14 protein-coding genes are annotated in these 23,426 nt (G+C 36.2%); 6 read left to right on the top strand and 8 right to left on the bottom strand.

Annotation, left to right across the window (positions count from 1 at the left end):
• Positions 1–84: 84 nt before the first annotated feature.
• Positions 85–513 carry a DUF1573 domain-containing protein gene (locus OZP07_RS06065; RefSeq protein ID WP_281637647.1) on the bottom strand — a complete coding sequence of 143 codons (429 nt, stop codon included), beginning with the start codon at positions 511–513 and terminating at the stop codon, positions 85–87.
• Between the two features lie 142 nt (positions 514–655).
• Here OZP07_RS06065 and OZP07_RS06060 point away from each other — a divergent pair, with 142 nt between their 5' ends.
• From OZP07_RS06060 to dcm, 3 genes are all read left to right on the top strand, one after another.
• Positions 656–1,918 carry a sensor histidine kinase gene (locus OZP07_RS06060; RefSeq protein WP_281637646.1) on the top strand — a complete coding sequence of 421 codons (1,263 nt, stop codon included), beginning with the start codon at positions 656–658 and terminating at the stop codon, positions 1,916–1,918.
• A complete protein-coding gene (locus OZP07_RS06055) occupies positions 1,915–2,601 on the top strand; it encodes a response regulator transcription factor (RefSeq protein WP_281637645.1) in 687 nt (228 codons plus the stop codon). The genes OZP07_RS06060 and OZP07_RS06055 overlap by 4 nt, the downstream gene beginning before the upstream one ends.
• 266 nt (positions 2,602–2,867) lie before the next feature.
• Positions 2,868–4,118, top strand: a complete 1,251-nt coding sequence (gene dcm, locus OZP07_RS06050; protein ID WP_281638456.1) for a DNA (cytosine-5-)-methyltransferase — start codon at positions 2,868–2,870, stop codon at positions 4,116–4,118.
• On the opposite strand, the gene OZP07_RS06045 is transcribed toward dcm, so the two are convergent.
• The 6 genes from OZP07_RS06045 to OZP07_RS06020 form a co-directional block, all read right to left on the bottom strand.
• Positions 4,091–4,822: a PmeII family type II restriction endonuclease gene (locus OZP07_RS06045; protein ID WP_281637644.1), complete on the bottom strand. Its 732-nt coding sequence runs from the start codon at positions 4,820–4,822 to the stop codon at positions 4,091–4,093. The genes dcm and OZP07_RS06045 overlap by 28 nt on opposite strands.
• 45 nt (positions 4,823–4,867) lie before the next feature.
• Positions 4,868–6,409, bottom strand: coding sequence for an acyl-CoA carboxylase subunit beta (locus tag OZP07_RS06040; RefSeq protein WP_281638455.1), 1,542 nt, complete (start codon positions 6,407–6,409; stop codon positions 4,868–4,870).
• A gap of 140 nt (positions 6,410–6,549) precedes the next feature.
• Positions 6,550–7,989, bottom strand: a complete 1,440-nt coding sequence (accC, locus tag OZP07_RS06035) for an acetyl-CoA carboxylase biotin carboxylase subunit (RefSeq protein WP_281637643.1) — start codon at positions 7,987–7,989, stop codon at positions 6,550–6,552.
• Positions 7,990–8,107: 118 nt separating this feature from the next.
• Positions 8,108–8,593: an acyl-CoA carboxylase biotin carboxyl carrier protein subunit gene (locus OZP07_RS06030; protein ID WP_281637642.1), complete on the bottom strand. Its 486-nt coding sequence runs from the start codon at positions 8,591–8,593 to the stop codon at positions 8,108–8,110.
• A gap of 308 nt (positions 8,594–8,901) precedes the next feature.
• Positions 8,902–9,690 (bottom strand): THC0290_0291 family protein, encoded by a 789-nt coding sequence (locus OZP07_RS06025; RefSeq protein ID WP_281637641.1) that lies wholly within the window; start codon positions 9,688–9,690, stop codon positions 8,902–8,904.
• A 650-nt stretch (positions 9,691–10,340) separates the two neighbouring features.
• Complete coding sequence (locus OZP07_RS06020; protein ID WP_281637640.1) at positions 10,341–12,536, bottom strand: B12-binding domain-containing radical SAM protein; 2,196 nt, start codon at positions 12,534–12,536, stop codon at positions 10,341–10,343.
• A 144-nt stretch (positions 12,537–12,680) separates the two neighbouring features.
• Between OZP07_RS06020 and OZP07_RS06015 the strand changes: the two genes are divergently transcribed.
• The 3 genes from OZP07_RS06015 to OZP07_RS06005 all read left to right on the top strand — a co-directional run bounded on the left by OZP07_RS06015 (position 12,681) and on the right by OZP07_RS06005 (position 21,671).
• Entirely contained in the window at positions 12,681–19,916 is a 7,236-nt protein-coding gene (locus tag OZP07_RS06015) for a T9SS type B sorting domain-containing protein (RefSeq protein ID WP_281637639.1), read from the top strand.
• 83 nt (positions 19,917–19,999) lie between these two features.
• Entirely contained in the window at positions 20,000–21,049 is a 1,050-nt protein-coding gene (locus OZP07_RS06010) for an IS1182 family transposase (protein WP_281637638.1), read from the top strand.
• A 28-nt stretch (positions 21,050–21,077) separates the two neighbouring features.
• Positions 21,078–21,671, top strand: coding sequence for a transposase (locus OZP07_RS06005; protein ID WP_281637637.1), 594 nt, complete (start codon positions 21,078–21,080; stop codon positions 21,669–21,671).
• Positions 21,672–21,719: 48 nt separating this feature from the next.
• Here the strand turns inward: OZP07_RS06005 and OZP07_RS06000 are convergent, their stop codons facing one another.
• Positions 21,720–23,096 carry an alpha/beta hydrolase family protein gene (locus tag OZP07_RS06000; protein WP_281637636.1) on the bottom strand — a complete coding sequence of 459 codons (1,377 nt, stop codon included), beginning with the start codon at positions 23,094–23,096 and terminating at the stop codon, positions 21,720–21,722.
• Positions 23,097–23,426: the final 330 nt, after the last annotated feature.

Raw genomic sequence — 23,426 nt, 5'->3', positions numbered from 1 at the left:
TAATCAAAAATCTACATGCCGCTTATTTGTAAACAAAAAAACCACCCTGATTAGGTGGTTTCACATACATAATTGTTTTTTAGATTAACTTTTTACCCCAGCTGATGCTGTAACTACAGTTCCTTTTATAGTCAAAACTTTAGGTGCCGTTTCAACATTAGTTGTTACTGATACTGTTTTGGTAAATGTCCCTGGATTAGCAGCATTATACGTAGCTGTAACTGTTCCTGATTTTCCTGGAGCAATCGGCATTTTAATATAATCTGTTGCGGTGCAGCCACAGGAACCTTGAACATTTGTAATTATAACAGCTGTTTTTCCTGTATTTTTAAATTCAAAAACAATAGGTTTTGGTGTGTTCTGTGGAATTGTCCCCACATCAATAGTCTCGCTTTTCCATACAATTGAAGAAGCTGTGATTGTTTTTGAAATTAATACCTTTACTGGAGCGATAGCCGAAAAAGACATTAAGCTTAGTGTTAATGCCAGCATTGAAATTTTGATCATTTTCATATTTTTATAATTTTATTGGTTACTGTTTTGAATAACCCAAAAATAAATTAGAAAAACAGACCCCTTTGTTAAGCGGTTTCAAATCTTTGTTAATGACTTGTTAATGCAGAAAACACAGCCGAATTTTGATTAATATTACATCATGAAACTGAATAAACTCAATGGCAGCATCCTGATTGGCTTAATTGCAATTATAGGAATCCTGATAGCCCAGCTGCTTTGGACAAGGGAAGCCTTTAATAGTGAAGATAAAAAGTTCAGTCAGAAAGCACATATTGCCTTACTGGAAGCTGCCAAAAAATTGTACCGCGGGACTAATCTGGAGCTTCCCGGCAAAAACCCTGTGCAAAAAATTTCTAACGATTATTATATTGTAAATGTTGATAACGATTTTGAACCGGAGATTTTAGAATTTTATCTCATTTCCGAATTCAGAAAAATGAATATCACTACGGATTTTGAATATGCGATGTACAACTGCCAAAGTGAGGAAATGGTGTATGGAAACTACATTTCACTTTCTGAAAAAAAACAGACCAAACATTCTGTACATTTCCCCAAACATAAAAATTTTGTTTATTATTTTGCTGTCCGATTTCCCAACCAAACCGGTTATCTCTTTAGTTCACTGCGTTTCTGGTTTGTACTTTCGATTGCATTAATCATTATTTTATTGGTCTATGTGTATTCTATTTTTACGCTTTTACAGCAAAAAAAATACTCCGATCTGCAGCGTGATTTCATTAATAATATGGCACACGAATTCAAAACCCCTTTGTCCTCCATACTGATTGCATCGAATTATCTCTACAAACAGGATCCAATCAGGCAGGATGAAAAACTGAAAAAATACACTCATATTATTATTGATCAAAGCAACAAACTAAGTCAGCATATTGAGAAGATTCTAAGCATTGCAAAATCTGATAACAGTCCATTAATTTTAAACAAAAAAACTCTGGATGCTCTGCCAATTTTAGAATCAGTAATTGAAAACATACAACTGAAACATCCCGAATCTCAAATAAAAATTGAAACCGATTTAGAAGCTACCAGCATCGAAGCTGATGAATTTCATTTTACAAATTTAGTTTACAATCTGCTGGATAACGCTATTAAGTATAGCGAAAACAAACCCGAAATCACTATCGCTATTTCAAAATCAGGAAAGAATTTACAAGTCAATTTTATAGATAACGGCATTGGAATTTCGTCCAAAAACATTGACTTTGTCTTTGATAAATTCTACAGAATTCCAAGCCAAAAAAGTAATGAAGTAACTGGTTTTGGATTAGGTTTGTACTATTCAAAAAAAGTTTCTGATTTACACAATTGGAAAATTTCAGTAAAATGCAATCCCGAAAAAGGCTGTACCTTTTCACTATTAATTCCCCAAACTAAATGAGTACTTATCGAATATTATACACCGAAGACGATGCGACCTTGGCATTCCTGACCAAAGATAATCTGGAACAAAACCATTATGAAGTCACCCATTGCGAGGATGGAAAATCTGGTTTAGAAGCTTTTAAAAAAGATTCTTTCGATATCTGTATTTTGGATATAATGATGCCAAAAATGGACGGTTTTGAATTGGCTGCCGAAATCAGAAAACTCGATACTGAAGTTCCTATTATTTTTCTTTCGGCAAAAACCTTAAAAGAAGACCGCATAAAAGGTCTCCGTTTGGGTGCTGATGATTATCTCGTGAAGCCTTTCAGCATTGAAGAATTACTGCTGAAAATTGAAGTATTCCTGAGACGTTCCCGCAAAAATACTGCAATTGAAAAATCAATATATGAAATTGGAAAATACCAATTTGACACTAAAAATTTTACCCTTTTCAATGAAACGGAAAAAATCTCCCTCACCCAGCGCGAAGCAGATCTCTTAAAACTATTCCTTGACAATAAAAATGTAGTTTTAAAGCGGGAACAAATTCTGACTTCTCTTTGGGGTGACGATGATTATTTCATGGGACGCAGTCTCGATGTTTTTATTTCCCGCCTGCGCAAAATTTTGGTTAACGAAAAAGGAATTGCGATTGAGAATTTACATGGGATTGGGTTTCGTTTTAAAGCGGAGTAAATGTATTATGGGTTTTAATAGTTCTTGAAGCCGTTTGATGTGTCTTTATTTTACTCAAATATTTTTTAACTTTTTCAAGATTTAGTGATAATCTAAACATTAACATCAAATTCATATTAAATTGCCAAATTCAGAACTAGCACTAAATCAAGCCTAAGAATTTTATTTTTGGGAAACTATTATTAATAGTAATTCTTTTCTTTTTTTAAGCTTGGCAGTTCCGTTTTTTCTTCTAAATTTGTAACCATTGTGTAATGTTAAATAATATGGTTATGAATGAAGAATATATGACGCTTTCTGAAACTTCTGAATACATTGGTAAAAGTAAAGAAACTTTGAGACGTTGGGATAAAGAAGGTAAATTGACAGCTGTTCGTGAACCAATGAGCAATTACAGAGTTTACAGAAAATCAGATGTTGAAACTTTATTTTTTGATTTCTCAGATGAAAAGATTCAGGAAACAGTATCAAATTATATTGAACCTCATAATGAATATACAGTTTTAGAGCTTTTTGCTGGAGCTGGCGGATTAGCAGTCGGAATGGAAAAAGCAGGTTTAAAATGTGTTGCCTTAAACGAAATTGACAAATGGGCTTGTCAGACATTACGAAAAAACAGACCAAATTGGAATGTTTTAGAAGGTGATATAAAAACTTTTAATTTTTCTGAATATAATAACAAAGTTGACATTGTAACTGGTGGATTTCCTTGCCAAGCTTTTAGTTATGCTGGAAAAAAATTAGGTTTAGCAGATGCAAGAGGAACTCTATTTTATGAATTCGCAAGAGCTGTTAAAGAAGTAAATCCTCCTATTTGCATTGGCGAAAATGTACGTGGTTTGTTAAGTCACGAAAATGGAAAAACTCTAGAAGGAATGATTTCTATTTTGGATGAAATTGGCTATAATGTTGTTCCAGTTCAAGTTTTAAAAGCAATAAATTATAATGTTCCTCAAAAAAGAGAACGATTAATTCTCGTTGGAATTAGAAAAGATATTGATTTAAAATATGAATATCCCAAACCATATAAAAAAATATACAATTTAAAAGATGCCCTTAAAAAAGGTGATTTATTTGATTGTGATGTTCCTAAATCGGAAGGTTCAAAATATCCAAAAAGCAAAATTGATGTTTTAAAATTAGTTCCACAAAAAGGATATTGGAGAGATTTACCTCTTGAAATTCAAAAAGAATTTATGGGGGGAAGTTTTCATCTTGGTGGTGGTAAAACAGGAATTGCTCGAAGAATAGGCTGGGACGAACCATGCCTTACGTTAACTTGTAGTCCTGCTCAAAAACAAACAGAAAGATGCCATCCCGAAGAAACTCGCCCGTTTACTGTTCGAGAATATGCCAGAATTCAGACTTTTCCTGACGACTGGAAATTTGAAGGCTCTATTGCTCAGCAATATAAACAAATAGGAAACGCAGTTCCAGTTAATTTAGGGCAAGAAGTTGGTTATTCAATTGTGAAATTTCTAAATAGTTATTATAATTTATTAAAGTCAAAAAGTTGAGAACTTTCAATTTCCTTTGCCAGTTCTTCAACTCCGACATTTATTAAATCCTGAGTATCAATATTATTAATTATTTTTTGTAGATTATCAACTAAACCATTATAAAAGTCAGGAAATCCTGTAACTCTATGCCAAAAGTCTTTACCAATAATAACAGGATGTGTTTTATCTATCACTTTGTAGTGCATACTTAACTCATTCTGTTCTCCATAAAGAACACCAACTATAAAATCTGTGTTATTTATATTTTTAAATGCTTTGTTTGTTCTAGCAAGGTTAATTGTGTCTGAAAACTTTTTTATTAGAGGTTTCACATCCTCAGAATTAATTGTATTTGGCCCCGATTTTAATTGGCACCATTTTCGTCGATTATCTATTTTATCTATAAATTCTATATCCATTCCTTTAATTAAAGAACCTTCACCAATTTTTAAATCAACAAACATATTTTGAATTCTGGTACCAAAAGAAGTATTTATTGAAGTCCCCAACACTCTGGGATAATAAAGGGCTTTAGCCACTCCAACTGCATTATAATTTCCTTCCAAAACTTTTGACAAATACTTTACTACAATAGGATTAATATTGTACGATTTAAGTTTTGAGTGAACTTTTAAAGCCGCATTGATATGATTTTCAAAAATATATACATTAAAATACTCTACTATTTCAATTAAAAGTTCCTTTTCAGTTCTATTTGGCATTTGATTTATCAATTTAATTTTAATCGCTAAAATAGCACTTTTATTTTACAAAGGAATATTTCCATGCTTCCTATCAGGAGTCACACTTACTTTATTTTCCAGCATGGCAAAAGCTTTTATCAGTTTGCGTCTTGTATCTTGTGGCAAAATCACCTCATCGACAAAACCGCGCTGCGTTGCCGTGTACGGATTCGCAAACAAATCGGCATATTCGGCTTCTTTTTCTAGGAGTTTAGCTTCATGATCTTCGGCATCCTGAATTTCTTTCTTAAATATAATTTCCGAAGCGCCTTTGGCTCCCATTACCGCAATCTCAGCAGTCGGCCAGGCAAAATTCATATCGGCACCAATGTGTTTAGAGTTCATCACGTCATAAGCGCCTCCGTAGGCTTTTCGGGTAATCACGGTAACTCTCGGGACTGTTGCTTCGCTTAAGGCATAAAGCAGTTTTGCTCCGTGAACAATAATCCCGTTCCACTCTTGATCGGTTCCCGGCAAAAAACCCGGTACATCGACCAATACCAATAACGGAATATTAAACGCATCGCAAAAACGGGTAAAACGCGCTGCTTTTTTCGAACTTTTCACATCCAGACAGCCAGCTAGAAACATCGGCTGATTGGCAACGATTCCAATGCTTCGGCCTCCCAACCGGGCAAAACCCACAATAATATTTTCGGCATAGTTTTTATGAATTTCAAAAAATGAATCTTCGTCTATAATCCCGCTTATAACAACATGCATATCATAAGGTTTATTCGGGTTATCCGGAATAATGCCGGCCAATTGTTCACGTATTTCATCTTTGAGTTCATACGGCAGACTGCGGGGTTTTTCTTTGTTATTTTGAGGCAGATAACTCAGCAGTCTTTTGATATCTTCCAGACAAACCACGCCATTCACAGCTGTGCGGTGTGCCACTCCCGACTTGGTAGAATGCGTACTCGCACCTCCCAATTCCTCCGAAGTCACCGATTCGTTGGTCACGGTTTTCACCACATTCGGTCCGGTAACAAACATATAACTCGTTTCTTCGACCATAATCGTAAAATCAGTAATCGCTGGGGAATAAACCGCTCCGCCGGCACAAGGTCCCATAATGGCAGATATCTGCGGAATCACGCCGCTCGCCTGAACGTTTCTGTAAAAAATATCAGCATAGCCTCCCAGCGAACGAACTCCTTCCTGTATACGTGCGCCTCCCGAATCGTTCAGTCCAATCATTGGAGCACCTACTTTTACGGCCATATCCATAATTTTGCAGATTTTCTCGGCATGGGTTTCGGATAATGAACCTCCAAAAACCGTAAAATCCTGAGCGAAAATATAAACCAATCTTCCATTGATAGTTCCGTATCCTGTTATAACTCCATCGCCGTAATACATTTCGTTTTCCATCCCAAAATCGGTGGTGCGGTGTGTCACCAGCATCCCGATTTCTTCAAAAGAACCTTCATCCATCAAATAATCGATGCGTTCCCTTGCGGTTAGTTTTTTACTGCTGTGCTGTTTTGCAATACGCTTTTTTCCTCCGCCCAAATGAGCCTGAGCAATTTTATCGCTGAGTATTTTTATTTTGTCCTGCATATCTTTTTTCAACCGTAAGTTTTTATTAATTCTTTTTCTTTTTGGCTAAAGCCAAATGTTTTTTTCACCATTAAGATATTAAGAAAATTAAGTCCTGCTTTCTTAATGAGACTTAATACCTTAATGGTTCAAATCAATTTTCAATTTGGCAATCGTATTATTTTTTGGTCTTCAAAATACTGTTTCAAGGCAACCAAAGCTGCAATTTCGGCTTCCTGTGCCATTTGATTTTTCAGCAAATCGGCATTGTAATATTTCTTGACAAAATGAGTATCAAATTTCCCTGAACGGAAAGCTTCGTGCTCAAAAACAAATTTCCCGAAAGGCAAAGTTGTCTGCACGCCTTCTACTTTGTAATTTTCAATAGCTTTAATCATCAGCTGTAGTGCTTCTTCCCGCGTATGTCCGTAAGTGATTAATTTGGCGAGCATCGGATCATAATAAATCGGAATATCCATACCCTGCTCAAAACCATTATCTACACGGATCCCTTCGCCAACAGGCAATTGATACACATCAAGATGACCAACACTCGGCAGGAAATCATTCAGCGGATCTTCGGCATAAACACGCAGTTCAAGAGCATGCCCCTTTATTTGTAAATCGTCTTGCTTAATTGGCAATGCTTCTCCCCTTGCGACTCTGATCTGCAGTTCGACCAAATCGGTGCCTGTAATCAGTTCCGTAACGGGATGCTCCACCTGCAGACGGGTATTCATTTCGAGGAAATAGAAATTATTATTTTCATCCAATAAAAATTCAACAGTTCCAGCTCCTATGTAATCACAGGACTTAGCCACCAAAACAGCTGCTTCTCCCATTTTCCTGCGCAGTTCGGGAGTCAAAACTGAAGACGGTGCTTCTTCCACCACTTTTTGATGGCGTCGCTGAATACTGCACTCTCTTTCAAAAAAATATAAAATAGTACCATGACTGTCTGCCATCACCTGAATTTCAATATGCCTTGGAGAGGCCACATATTTTTCAATAAAAACGGAGCCGTCGCCAAACGCTGCAACAGCTTCACTTATGGCCCGGTTCATTTGAGACTCAAAATCGGCTTCGGTTTCTACCACACGCATTCCTTTTCCGCCACCGCCAGCCGAAGCTTTAATCAAGATAGGAAAACCAATTGCTGTGGCTGCCTGCTTTGCTTTTTCGATATCAGTAATTGCCTCGTCTATGCCCGGAACCATTGGAATATTATATTCTTTAACAGCATCTTTTGCTGCCAGTTTACTTCCCATAATTTTTATTGCATGTGATTTTGGACCAATAAAAATTAAGTTGTTTTTTTCGGCTTCTTCTGCAAAATCAGCATTTTCACTGAGAAAACCATATCCGGGATGAATGGCATCAGCGTTCAGAGATTTGGCAGCTTCTATAATTTTGTGTCCCAGCAAATACGATTGGCTTGAAGGCGCTTCACCAATACAAACCGCTTCATCAGCAAATTTTACATGCGGAGAATTCCTGTCGGCAGCCGAATAAACTGCTGCTGTTTTAATACCCATTTTCTGTGCGGTTTTCATCACCCTGATAGCGATTTCACCTCTATTAGCAACTAGTATTTTTTTCATATTTTTAATTCTTTAGAATATAGAAAATAGAGAATAGAATATAAACTTTTAGGCAAAAATGAGAGTTCACAATATTCAATCTGTTTTCTTTTTTCTTTACTCTATTATCTTTTCTTCTTTACTCAAATTCAATTAATAACTGCCCTTTTTCCACAGCATCTCCAGTCTTTACGAAAATAGATTTAATCACACCGTCACGGGGCGAAAGAAAACTGTTCTCCATTTTCATGGCACTTAGAATAATTAGATTGTCATTTTCCTTTACGGACTGTCCGACAACAGCATTGATTTCCAAAATCAGTCCCGGCATGGGAGCTTTAATCACATTAACCTGCTTGGCCGACCCAGCCTCAAACCCCATTTCTTTAATCAAAATATCCAGCGGATTTGAAATTACAACAGTATAATTGGTATTATTTACCTTCACTGTAAAGCGTTTTTGATTAAAATCCGATGAGACGATTTCAGCTTTATAAGGCGAATTTTGATGCAGGATATGAAATTTATTTACCCCTGCAGGTATTGAATCGAGCTGAGAAACGCTTTCTTTTTCAAAATCAAAATGGAAAGCATCATTAACAGTTACTTTGTAATTTGAACTCATTCCTATTTATTTTAGTTTAGTAAAAATAGGAAAGAAATCGTTTGAGTTTACAAAAAAACAAATTCACTAAAAAAGTTATAACCTAATATATCAATTAGTTAAAAGGATTATTTGTATTCACAATCTCATTAAATTAGGTTTGAATTCATTCTAAGCAAAGGTCCAGAGGCGCAAAGTTCAGAACGGATTTCTTTGTGTGAGCCATATTAAAAAAAGATATTGATGAATTTTATACATTATTTAGAACATGCTCATGCATTCAGATTTTGAGTAATCTAATGTATAAAACGGAGGCTGATAATAATAAATCAGTCCAGATAAAAAATGTAACCAAAAGTTAACCCGACCTGCCAGTCGTTATATTTGTTTTCGGTAAAAATTTGTTTATTAGGATTTAATCCGTCCACCCAGTCGGAACCAAAATACTGAAGGCGAAATTCAACAAGTAAATCCGATAGAGGAGTTAATTTGTAACGAGAACCTACACCTGAAACAATTGACCAAGTACTGCTGCTTTCGGTAGAAAAACCGTAAGAATGTCCATCCGAAGGAATTAAATATTTTGGGAAGGTTGCTGCCACAGTTCCCAATTCTCCCATCGATGAAGAAGATTTTACATTGTAAAAATTACATTGAAGCCCTAAACTAAAATAAGGTGAAAAAGAGCCTACAGTATATTCAAAATCGTGGATTCTTCTAAATGGAAAATATTCTAGCTGCGCACCCAGATTTAAAATAGATGATTTCCCTTCCATTGCTCTTAACTGCCGTTTGCCAATGCTATTACCATTTTCTGCCCATTTTCCAAAATGATTCAATTCGGTCTGATTAAAAGACAACTCGGAACGTACTTTAAAATGTTCTTTAAAATAAGCACTGCTCATCGAATTGGATGAAAAATTCAGATAATGTATAAAACCAATTGCAAAACCAGTATTCCGATAAGTAGAAGGATCATCATTTCTTTGTCCGTAATCCGATTTCATAACACTAGGACCCAAAAAACCGCCTATTTCATGAGCAACTGAAGACTGAGCATAAGATAAATTGAAAAGCCCAAGAAAAGCAATAAAAATACAAGTAATCTTTTTGGACATTCTATGATTAATTTTATGATTTGGGGACAGTTTTAATCTTTAGCTATACACTTTCATTTATTTTAAAAAAAAACAAATAAATTATAATCCGCAAAGAGAATAACTATAAAACACAATAAAAATTAAAATCGTTGAATGTCAATTTTTATAGCTTAAATACATAATTTTCAACTGTGCTGATGTATAATATTACAACAAACTGACTTACTGCAATATACAAATTATTTTTTTATTATCACTTCTAAACAACTATAACGTTTTCGTAATGCCGATTCCAAAGGAAAAAATTAAATAACGCACAATAGTACAAAACAAAAACCACTGAAATGCAATACAATAACATATAAAAATAACAAAAAGAATGATTTTATTGAATAGGAAAATTCACAACAAAAAAAAGAAAAAAAATGTAGCCTTAATCGAAATCAATATCTTTAAAAATGGCTCACTAATCAAGCACTAATATAAAGAATAAAATTAAGAGCCTGTTTAAGTTTTATTTATTGGCTCTCTTATGATGATTTTTGGTTACAACTTCGTTAAATTTTCATACAATAGCTCTGCTATTTTATAAAAATTTGCCTTGTTTCACTCAAAAATCCTCTAATAATAAATCTCAAAAATAAAATTTAAACAGGCTCTAAGAGAAATTACAAAACTAATAATCCAAACTCCCGTAAAACATTCACTGGTTTGGAGTACCAAAATAGTTCGAAATCTTCCAATTGGATTTCAAAATCGTTTTTTACTTCCTGAAAAGAAAAGGTTTTAGCATTCGAAACCGATAGTTTCTGAAGCATTTCAGCAAGCCATTCACCTTCAGCTTTGCTGGTCTGAATAGTGAAGCTTTGTTTTTTGTCATGAAAAGTCAAAGCCAGCATTTCCCAGCTGTTTCCTTTTTTGGATTTGGTAAATGTTTCAGCAGACGGTTTTCCTCCCAGCCAGACGATTTTGGCTGTAGGTTTTATATTGAAATTGGCTTCTTCCTGCAGTGCATCAAAAATAAAGTCGGGACCTATTTTTGTCTTCGGAATTTTGAAATCGAACCACTCCTGCAGTTCATAGTCAAAACAGATTCCGTGCATGTAATTAAACAGCGATTTCTTAAGTCCGAAACTGAATTTATCGTGATCGATTCCTGTAGAATCCACAAAATTAATATCATTATTAGCAAAAGTTCCAATGTCTTCTGTTTCTTTTACTGCTCCAAACTGCTCTGGAAACATTCCCACCGGACTGTGAGCCGTCATGGCAAACTGATGCCAAAATCCCGACTGCAGCACTCCCGCTTCAAACAACTGGCGCACCATTTCGAGGCTGTCCACCGTTTCCTGAACTGTCTGTGTAGGGTAGCCATACATCAGATAAGCGTGTACCATTATATCGGCTTCGGTGAAATTTCGGGTAACTTTCGCCACCTGCTCTACGGTTACACCTTTATCAATTAGGTTTAATAATCGGTCCGAAGCTACTTCGAGTCCGCCTGAAACTGCAATACAGCCCGAAGCTTTTAGCAGCAGACATAAATCGGCCGTAAAACTTTTTTCAAAACGAATATTTGTCCACCAGGTAACCGATAATTTCCGGCGAAGGATTTCAAGAGCCAAAGCACGCATCAAAGCAGGCGGTGCTGCTTCGTCTACAAAATGAAAACCGGTTTCACCTGTCTGTGCAATCATTTCCTCCATTCGGTCACACAATAAACTTGCCGCAACAGGTTCGTACACTTTTATATAATCCAGAGAAATGTCGCAGAAAGTACATTTTCCCCAATAACAGCCATGCGCCATCGTGAGTTTATTCCAGCGTCCGTCACTCCACATTCGATGCATCGGATTCACAATTTCAATAACCGAAATGTATTTGTCCAAAAGCAGATCCGAATAATCGGGCGTTCCCACCTGCGATTGTTTATAATCGTGCTTCCTGGAATTATTTTTATAAACTACTTTCCCGTCTTCCAGCAGAAAAGTTCTTTTAACCTCCCCTAACCCCTGCAAAAGAGGGGGATTCGATACCAAATTGCATAACAACTCGATTGGAGTTTCACCATCATCCAAAGTGATATAATCGAAAAATTCAAAAACTCTTGCATCAGATAATGAACGCAGTTCGGTATTTGGGAAACCGCCGCCCATCGAAATTTTAATATCTGGATGATGCTTTTTCACCCATTGCGCAGAGCGGAAAGCCGAATATAAATTCCCGGGGAAAGGAACCGAAATCAAAAACAAATTCGGCTGAATATTTTCTATTTTTTCTTTTAAAATTGAAAGCAGAATAGTGTCAATATATGTTGGCTCCTTTTGCAAAGCTTGATACAATTCATCAAAAGAATTGGCACTTCGGCCTAGACGTTCCGCATATCGGCTGAAGCCAAAATTATCATCAATACATTCTACGATAAAATCCGAAATATCTTCGAGATACAATGTTGCCAAATGTTTAGCCTTGTCCTGTGTCCCCATTGTTCCAAAAGCCCAATCCAATTCTTCCAACTGAGCAAAACGAGATGCTTCAGGCAAGAAATCCTCCTGACAAATTTGAAGTGCCAAAGTTGGATTTTTTCCCTGCAAAAAAGCAATAACCGAATCAATCGTTTTGATGTATTCGTCCTGTAAAGCTAGTATTCGTTTGCAGTTGTCGGTTGTTGGCTGTTGGCTGTTAGCAAACAAATTTTGCAATCCTTCTTTTGAAAATAATCTTAAAATCACATCAATACCCAAATCCGCCTGAACGGATTCAATATTTTTGGTATTCAAAAAACCTTTTATATACGCAGTTGCAGGATACGGTGTATTCAGCTGGGTAAAAGGCGGGGTGATTAGAAAAAGTTTTGGTTTCAAGAGAAAAAATTTTCAGCAAAAATAAGGGATATTTGGAGACTTTTCAGGAAAAGATTTTAGGAGTGTTTTTTATGCTTTAGAAACGGAATTTTAGTTTTTTTTTATAAACATTTGATTACATTTGTAAGGTTCCAAATTTTTCTTATGAAACGAATTTTACTTTTTTTTATTTTACTGCATCAATGTACTTTAGTTCTTTCTCAAAATACAAATCCAGATTCGTCTACCCAACATTTACTTGAAGATAAAAATGGACATCTGATTCAAGATTTAGAACAGCAGAAACAATTTTTAAAGATTCGGGAAGAAAAAAAGAAAGCAGAAATACTGAGTTTGAAAACAGTAAACGGGAATACAAAAAAGGGAAACTTGACTTCAAAAACTGCAGCTGTACTTCAGGCGGTAGAAATGTGTACTAATGGAGGTTTTGAGCAATATGAAACCATAAACGGAAGCAGTTATCTAAAGAACTTTCTTTACACAATAGGCGATCCTCCCGGCCCGACACAATGCCGATCGATTACCAATACTGCAGACTCCTACATCAATCGCTATAACCCTAATAACATGAATATTATGGCAACTGGTGTTTCTGCAAATTTAGTTGACCCTTATATGGGAGATATTAAAGCATTTGATCAGTATGCGCTTAAAATCAATCATGAAAACTCCTCTACTTATGGTTCTATTGTTCAAGGCAAAAGGTTTAAAACAAATAACGAAAATTATCTAAAGTTCAACTACAAAGCTGTATTACAAAGTGTATACGATAACAGCCATACTGACAATCAGGCATTTGTAAAAGCAAGAATTCTAGATAAAAATAAAGTAGTTGTAAATGAATTTTGTCTGGTAGGAGATGAAAAAAACTGCATTTTTTCCAAAGTTCCAAGTCAGACCTCTTCTTTTGTTACCTTATATACCACCAACTGGCAATCTGGATATCTGGACATTTCATCAATTCCAAATAATGAAGAATTTACCGTTGAATTTATGGCTTCAAGATGCGGATTGGGCGGGCATTTCGGCTATATGTATGTTGATGATATCTGCTTATTACATTCGGCAGAGAATCTTCAAGGTTCTATAGAACTTGATCCTTTGAATAAAGTCTGTCCTAGTTTACCGATTTCAGTTTGCGGTACTTATACTATTCCAAATTCCGGAGGAATTTCTGCAACCGTTAAAAAAATTACTTTAACAGCTTACAACAGCAACAATGTTTCTGTTTATACAACATCAACTACCTCAAGTCTTGACACCACAAATAAAAAGTTTTGTTTCACACTGAATGCTTCTGATTTCCCAAATACTGCTAATGCAAATTACAATATAGGCGTACAAGTAGATTATGATATTTCCGGAACTTCCTGTGCAGGAACAACATTTAATTCTGCCATAGATCCTGATGCAAATTCTGGCTGGGATATCTCTTTTATGAATTGTACCTCAAGCTGTTCGATTGATGTAAAGACTGCAAAGATCTCTCAATGTGATACAAATCGTGACGGAAGTGAAAATTTTGATTTGTCTAAATTAAATGCTGCAGTAGTGGCTTCTACTGCGGGTTTAAATTTTAGTTATTTCAAAAATTACAACGATGCGGAGGCCAACTTGAATGCCATCACAAATTTTACAAGTTATCCAAGTTCAAGTGCTTCTATTTTTGTCAGAGTGAGTAAGAATACCTCTTGCTACAAAATAATTTCTGCTGATTTAGAGGTTAGAAATCCCACTGCTACTATTTCAGGTATTTTAAATGTCTGTTCTGGGAGCACAATATTGACTGCATCTTCAGGTGCTTCGTATTTATGGAGCACTGGAGAAACCACGCAAAGCATTACAGTAACCTCAATAGGAGATTATTCTGTTACGGTCACTGATTCTTTTGGATGTGGCAGCGATGCGAGTGTTACTATCGAACCGAGTCAAACTGCTGTATCTCCGGTCCTGCAGATTACGCAGCCCTCCTGTTTTGCCTCCACAGGAACCATAAAAGTAACTTCAGCAGCATCACAATATAGTTTTGACGACGGCGCGACGTGGAGCACAAACGACACAAAAAATAATTTGTATCCTGGTACTTATTTAGTAAAAATAAAAACTGTAAATGGATGTACATCCTTTTCTCAAAGTGTAACTATCACAGCAGCTTCAACTTTGTATCCAAGTTACAATTATACCAATCCTCTATTTTGCGGAGATACTGGCAGCATCACTATTATAACTCCTGCTGCATACTATAGTTTTGATGATGGTGCAACTTGGGTAAATAATTCTGTTGCGACCAATCTTCAGCCTGGAAATTATAAAATTCACACCAAAGATCTGCAAGGCTGTATTTCATCGGCCAACAATGTACTTCTAAGCAGTAATACACTGGAAAATCCCACTTATACGATAACACAGCCTGCTTGTACTGCAAAGGGAAGTATTACTATCAATACTGTTTCGGATTTTTATACTTTTGACGGAGGGACCACGTGGGTTACAAGCAGCACAATGAACAATTTAAATACAGGAAGCTATTCTTTAGGGATAAAAAATGCTATAGGCTGTACTTCTTATTATACTTATGTTTATTTAACTGATTTTCAGTATTCCTATCCTGAATATACAACAGAACAGCCTGTCTGCGGAAAAGACGGAAGCATTACGATTACTACAGCAGCAGATTCCTATAGTTTTGATAATGGAGTGACCTGGACTAGTAATAACGTTAAAATTTTACCTTTTGGAAACTATCAGATAAAGATAAAAAACAGTGCGGGATGTATCAGCTCAACATCTTATGTTAGTTTATATCAGCCTTACTTGAATTCGCCGGTTGTCAGTACAGAACAGCCAACTTGCGGTGTAGACGGAAAAATAACTATTAACTCATTATCCGATTTTTACAGCTTTGACAATGGCGCAACCTGGACAACGCTCAATTCAAAATCATTGCCTCCCGGCAGTTATCAAATAATGATAAAAAATAATATTGGCTGTACCTCTTATCCAAGTTATGCTTATTTAAATAATCCAAATATTGCCCCTCCTGCTTATACAGCAGTTCAGCCGACTTGTACTGCTGCGGGCAGCATAACCATAAATACAGCTGCCGATTTCTATAGTTTTGACGGGGGCTATACCTGGGGAACTTCTCCTTCCTTAACTAATCTTAATACTTATACATATTATAACATTGCAGTAAAAAATAATTTAGGATGTATTTCTAACAATATAAATATTTTAATTAACTCTCCAAAACTTCCTGATCCAGATTATACAGTTACCAATCCAAGCTGTGGAAATATTGGTAATATTACATTCAGCACCACTGCAGATTATTATAGTATAGACTATGGTACTACTTGGAGTACAAATAATGTCTTTACTAATTTAGCCCAAGGATATTACTATTTAATGATAAAAAAGGCGGATTGTACTTCCAATATAATTTCCGTTTATATGGATAACACAAGTTTGGCAAAACCAAATGTTACTATAACTCAGCCTGCCTGCGAAACAAAAGGCAGTATTAAAATCAATACTACTGCTGATTTTTATAGCATAGACGGAGCCAATTGGGGAACAAATCCAGTTTTTTCAAATCTTTCGCCGGGATATTATTACCCAAGAATCAAAAACACACAAGGCTGTATTTCTAACTATACCCAAGTATATTTTCAGCCTTTTTATCTCCCAGCTCCAACTTTTAAAATAACACAGCCAACATGTGGAAATGGAGGAAGCATAACCTTTACTTCAACAGAAGCAGAATACAGTATAGACGGAGGAAATACCTGGAGTACCAATCCGGTATTCACTAATGTAAATACTGGATCTTATTATTTAATAGTAAAAAACAATGCCGGATGCACCTCTAATCCTTATAGTACATATGCTTCCCTGCAGCAGTATTATTTACCTAATCCAGATTTCACAATAATTCAGCCAAGCTGTGGCGTCAATGGAAATATTACTATTGCAACAGTCGCTGCTTCTTATAGCTTTGACAATGGCAGTAATTGGTCAACAAACCCAGTCCTTTCCGGACTTACTTCTGGCTATTACAACATAATGATAAAAAATGCAGCCGGCTGTGTATCTAGAAGTCTATCAATATATATCAATCCATATTATCTTCCCAATCCAAACGTAAAAGTGGTTCAGCCGAGCTGCGGCAATGGAGGAAGCATCACTGTCACTACTCCTGCTTACCAATATAGTTTTGACGGAGGTACCACTTGGACTACCAATCCTATTTTACTAAATCCAACATTGACATATTATACTATCATCATTAAAAATACAACGGGCTGTAAATCAAATTCGCAATATGCATATATAAACAAATTTTATCTGCCCTCGCCAAATATCTCCACTATTCAGCCAACCTGCAGTACTCCGACAGGAACTATAATAGTAAATTCTACAGCAGATCAATATAGCTTTGATGGAGGAACAACTTGGACTACAAATCCTATAAAGAAAAATTTAGCTGGAGGCTCTTATTATTATATGCTAATAAAAAACACTCTAGGCTGTACTTCAAATAGTTATTATACTTATATTAATAATCCTCCCGCTGTTCCTGCAGCACCCGCTGTACAGATAGTCCAGCCTTCATCCTGCGGAGCTACTGACGGCAGTATAACCATAACAACACCGGGTATAAGTTATAGTTTCAATGACGGAAACAGCTGGACTACAAGCCCAACAAAAGTAAATATAGGAGCTGGTACTTATATTATTAAAATCAAGACAAATACATATAGCTGCGAATCATTGGCAGCTGTTGTCAATTTAAGTTCCGGAAGTACTATTGCGGCTCCAGATTTCACCACTAATCAACCCAGCTGCAGCTCATCAAAAGGTGCCATTACAATTACTACTAATGCTTCAACCTATAGTTATGACAATGGATTGACCTATGTTTTTTCAAATACAAAAACAGATCTTTCTCCGGGAATTTATTACATAAAAATTAAAAATGCAGCGGGTTGTGTTTCAGATGCCGCTCCAGTCACTATCTCTCCGGTATCACCGCTTCCAGCTCCTGCCTATAAAGTCATTCAGCCAAACTGCACCAATTTTACAGGATCAATTACCTTTGATACCGCAGCCGCTTTTTACAGTTTTGATAACGGAATCACATTTGCAACATCCAATACAAAATCTAATTTATCACCGGGAACCTATAATTTAATGATTAAAAATAGTTCCGGCTGTATTTCTCTGGTAACACTAGTCACTATAGATGCCGCACCTGTAATTCCTGATGCGCCGCAAGTTGTTGTCACAGACCCGATAGGCTGTAATTCCGCGAAAGGCAGCATTATGGTTTCGACTGTTGCAAATCAATATAGTTTTGATGATGGTACTACTTGGAGTTCAAGCAATACAGCCAGTTTATCACCCGGAATTTATTTAATTAGAATAAAATACACCAATGGATGTGCTTCTGCTGCATATAAAGCAGTCATCAATACACCTCCAGATGCTCCTTCTGCTCCAACGCTGAGTGCTACGCATCCTATTAGCTGCAGTAATCCATTTGGTTCAATTATAATTACCAGTACGGCTTATCAATATAGTTTTGATAATGGTGCAAATTATTCAGCCAGTCCAAATTCTGGTAATTTAGCAGCCGGAGCCTATCAGGTTCGTGTTAAAAACAGCAGTGGCTGCGAGTCTTCTCCAGTACCTATAACTATTAATGCACCAACAGATTACCCTAACAACCCTAAATTCACAGCTCCTCAGCCCGATTGTAACAATCTTAAAGGAACTATTACAATAACAGACAGTGCATCAGAATATAGTTTTGATAACGGTGTCAGCTGGACTACAAATGCAGTGCAGCCAAACCTTGATCCCAAAACCTATTTTATTAAAGTAAAAAATAATGATGGATGTGTTTCAAATGCGACCACAGTTACCCTAATTCCTTTTACAAATTTCACTCCAAAACCAACTGCGGCAACTCCGCAGACTTTCTGCATTCAACAGAATGCTGCTCTAAATTCAATTAGTGCCACAGGTCAAAATATAAAATGGTATGATGCATTAACTGCTGGAACACTTTTGCCAAATACCGCTGTACTACTTCAAAACGGCAAAATTTATTATGCTTCGCAGACTATCAATAACTGTGAAAGTGAAAGAACTCCAGTAACCATTAACATTCAAAACACATTGGCTCCAGCGGGAAATACTAATCCGACTTTCTGCTCTAGCCAAAACCCAACAATTGCAAATATCCAAGTTACCGGAACTGCAATAAAATGGTATGACGCTGTAAACAACGGCTCTTTATTAGCCCAAACAGCCAGTCTGCAAAATGGCAAAACCTATTATGCTTCACAAACAATTAATTCCTGTGAAGGACCAAGATTCGGCGTTACGGTTTCTATCGTTAATACGCCTGCTGCTCCAGCTGGAAATGCAAGCCAGGCATTTTGCAAAAGCGAAAAAGCAACACTAAGTACTATCCAAATATCCGGACAAAATATAAAATGGTATGACAGCAATACTTCGGCTGCTGTTATGCCAAATACAGCTTTATTAGAAAACAATAAAACCTATTTTGCCTCGCAGACGATTGGGTGCGAAAGTGACAGAACTCCAATTTTAATTCAGGTAAATGATACTCCTGAACCCACAGGAAACAGCAGTCAGCAGTTTTGTATTGATGATAATGCCGCAATTGCCAATCTGAATATCATTGGAACAGCTGTTAAATGGTATGATGCTGTAGCGAATGGAAATCTTTTATCGTCAACTATGCTCCTGCAGAATGGCACCTATTATACCACGCAGACACTTAACAATTGCGAAAGCGGCAGATTTCCAATTATCGTAAAAATACAAGACACTCAAAGTCCTACTGCTGATTCCCCGCAGACATTCTGCATCCAGAAAAATGCAAAAATCAATGACATTGACATTATGGGACAAAACATAAAATGGTATGACAGCAGCACTTCTTCAGTAAGTTTGACAGGATCAACCCTGCTTGCAGACGGAATTACATATTATGCTTCACAAACCGCAGATAATTGTGAAAGTGACAGAATACCTATTGTCATTAACATACTTGCGGCAACAACAGGAGACTGCATCAATTATGTTGAAGTACTTCCTTATCCAAAATTCTTTACTCCAAACAGTGATGGATTTAATGATACTTGGACAATTGATTTTGCTTATCTGGCTCCAAATACCGGAATTAGAATATTTGACCGCTATGGGAAATTAATAACTGTATTATCCGAAAATAGTTCCTGGGATGGAAATTATTCTAATCAGCCCTTACCATCAACGGATTACTGGTTTACAGTTACACGAAAAAACGGTAAAGAATTTAGAGCTCATTTTAGTTTGAAGAGATAGAGGCTGTCCAAAAAGTAAGGACAGCCTTTTTTTTGCTGTTTTTAATCTAAAATAGTATCTTAGAGTTGCACAAAAAACGAGCAATGGCTAAAGTAATATTTAAATCGCAATCGATCAATACACCGGAACTTTTTCCGATAAATATTTTTGATAAAATTTCAGAAAACCACCCTGTCCGCTTAGTGGACAAGGTCGTCAATTCATTGGATATAAGCCATATACTTAAAAAATATAAAGGAGGAGGGACCTCGGCTTATCATCCCAGAATGATGCTTAAAGTTTTGTTTTACAGCTATTTGAGCAACACTTATTCCTGCCGAAAAATAGCAAAAGCACTCACCGAGAACATTCATTTTATGTTTATTTCAGGCAACTTAACTCCTGATTTTAGAACCATCAACGATTTTAGAGGAAAGGTTCTAAAAGAAAACATCAAAGATTTATTTGCAGAAGTAGTCAAAATGCTTGTGGAAATGGGCTATGTCAGTCTGGATATCCAATACATCGATGGAACAAAAATTGAAGCCAAATCCAACAAATACACCTTTGTCTGGCGGGGTTCTATAGAGAAATACAAAGAAAAACTCGAAGTAAAAATCAACAGCATCTTATCCGATATCGAAAACAGTATTTTATCAGATAATCAAGAAGTCAACAAGGAAGAATTACCAAAAAAAATAAACTCGGAAGAGCTGAAAGAAAAATTATCAGAACTCAATAAAAAACTCAAAGAGCCCAACAAGAAGATAACCAAAGAGCTTGAAAAGCTTCAGGAAGAGCACCTGCCAAAGCTTGAAAAATACGAAAAAGATTTAGTGATTTTAGGCAATAGAAACTCCTACAGCAAAACAGATCCTGACGCTACCTTTATGAGAATGAAGGAAGACCATATGAAAAACGGACAGTTAAAACCTGCATACAATCCTCAGATTTCTACTGAAAATCAATTCATTACCAATGTAACCATTCATCAGACACCTAACGACACTACGACTTTAAAATCCCATCTGGAGGAATTTGAAAAAATGTATCAAAAACAAAGCAAAACAGTTGTAGCCGATGCTGGTTATGGAAGCGAAGAAAACTACGAAATGCTTGAAAATAAAGATATAACAGTACTATGTAAAGTATAATTATTTTCACAAAGAACAGAAGAAAAAAATGAAGGACAATCCGTTTCTTGTCCAGAATTTGTTCTACAATATACAGCAGGATTTTTATGTGTGTCCAATGGGACAAAGAATGGAAAACATTGGCAGTGGAAAACGGACATCGGCCAACGGATACGAATCACAAGTATCTTATTATCAAGTAAAAAGATGTCATGGATGTCCGCTAAGAGGTCTATGTCACCAAGCCAAAGGAAACAGGACAATAGAGATAAACCACCGCCTGAACCAATTAAGGGCTAAAGCCAAAGAGCTGCTCACAAGCGAAAAAGGACTCGAACACCGAAGCAAACGCCCAATAGAAGTTGAAGCAGTATTCGGACAGCTAAAAAACAACAATAAATTCAGCCGGTTTACTTTCACAAGCATCGAAAAAGTGGAAATGGAATTTCTATTGATGGCTATCGGGCATAATTTTAGAAAAATGATAGCAAAGAACAATGATGCGTCGAAAACTCATCTAAAAATTTCCTTCAGAGTTCTAAATAGAGCCCTAAAAGACCATATTTACCTTTTAAATACTGTAACAGAATATTTTTTCATTAATCAACCAACCCAAAATCGATTCTTGAAATTTGCAGCATAAAAAAAGCTGTCCTTTTCGGACAGCCTCTTGTTAACTATAAATTCTATTTTACTTCACCCGAACCAAAATCCATTTTGAAATTTCCTCCAACGCAATTGGGGAGAATGTCTGCTCAATAACAGCATATTCTTCTGGAGCGCCGGTTTTACATTCCTGAAACAGATGATTCAGATTGGGAAGCGTTTTAACAGCAGCATTTTTATTACCTCCTTTTGCGAGTGCTTTTTGAATAGCCTCCAGATTCACATCTGCTGGAACCTGCATATCTTTTTCTCCATTAATTGCCAAAACTGGACATCTCACTTTTTCCAAAGCAACTGCAGGATCAAGTTTTAGGAAACCTATCATCCAGGGACTAGTAATTTGGGCTGTTAATGTTTTAATCTGATTATCGACCATTTTATCACCAACTTTCAACGTCAGATAACTGCTTACTTTACTCTTTAGACTAGGATCACCAGCTGGTGAATCAATAATAATTTTATAAACACCCTTAAAAACTTCTTGTCCTTTTTGAATTTCGCCATCAGAAACTGCCATTAGACGTTCTATTTTTTCCTTTTGCAAAAGCATCAATTTATCACCGCGGATTCCTGTTCCTGCCAATAGTACAATAAAATTAACATCTTTGGAATTCCCTGCGACGATTGGAGCAATTATGCCGCCCTCGCTGTGACCGATTAATCCAATTTTACTTTTATCGATTTCTTTTCGGGTTTTCAGATAATCTATTCCAGCTTGAACATCTTTGGCAAAATCGAATGTTGTTGCTGTTTTATAATCGCCAGTAGATTTTGCAGTACCGCGGTCATCAAATCGTAAAACCGCAATCCCTTTTTGGGTCAAATAATCGGCTAAAACCAAAAATGGCTTGTGGCCTAAGATTTCTTCATCTCTGTTTTGTGCTCCGCTTCCAGTAATTAAAATTACAACAGGAAACTTACCTTCTTTGCTGGGCAAACTTAACGTTCCTGCCAAAACATTTTTATCTGTTTTATTTTCAAATGTAACGTCTTCGGTATAATATGGATACGGTTTTTGCGGTTCCTGCGGTCTTTTTAAAGTTTCTTTTTCTAGTTTTTCTTTAGACAGATTCAACGGAAAAGACTGACCGCTTTGTGTAAAAGTACCAACAATTACATTATACTGATTTAACTCCCCTTCAAATACAATTCGGGCACCAGGGATCTCTAGTTTTAAAGTTTTTTTTTCAAAAGTGGTTGCCGTGACAGGAATTCCTCTTGCTCCCTGATCTGGACTGTCCATAGTGGTGGTATAACCGTTTTCGCTTTTACTTATATTAAAAACAAGTGCTAACTGCCCTCCTGGAACTTTTAAAAAACCATTCCATTGGCCTGTGATTTCCTGTCCTGACATTATAAAAGAGGACAAAACTGTCATTATAAAAAATACTGTTCTTTTCATTTTATTTGATTGTAATGAATTAAAATTGATATTAAAATTTAAAAAACTGAAATCTATTGTTACATTTTTTCTTTTTTGGGATAATGACAAAAAGCCAAATTTCTCCTTTTAGCCTCGATTACTTCGTCAGTCCACTTCCCTCTTGTGCAGTGGAAATCTCCCGATTTACAAGAACAAGTTTTTTAGCTGTAGTTTTTTCTAAATCGCGAATTGGACAATACTACTTACTGAAAACGCATAATTTTTCTGCTCCAAATTACCAACAGAAGCGATTATTTACTTTTCTCTATCTGCTTAAACTTTATATAAGAATACACCATTGGAACTATT

Origin of the sequence: Flavobacterium marginilacus, assembly GCF_026870155.1 — a bacterium.
In the GTDB taxonomy this organism is placed as follows: Bacteria; Bacteroidota; Bacteroidia; order Flavobacteriales; family Flavobacteriaceae; genus Flavobacterium; species Flavobacterium marginilacus.
Note: the sequence above shows the minus strand (reverse complement) of the source record. Positions and strands in the feature narration are given on the sequence as shown.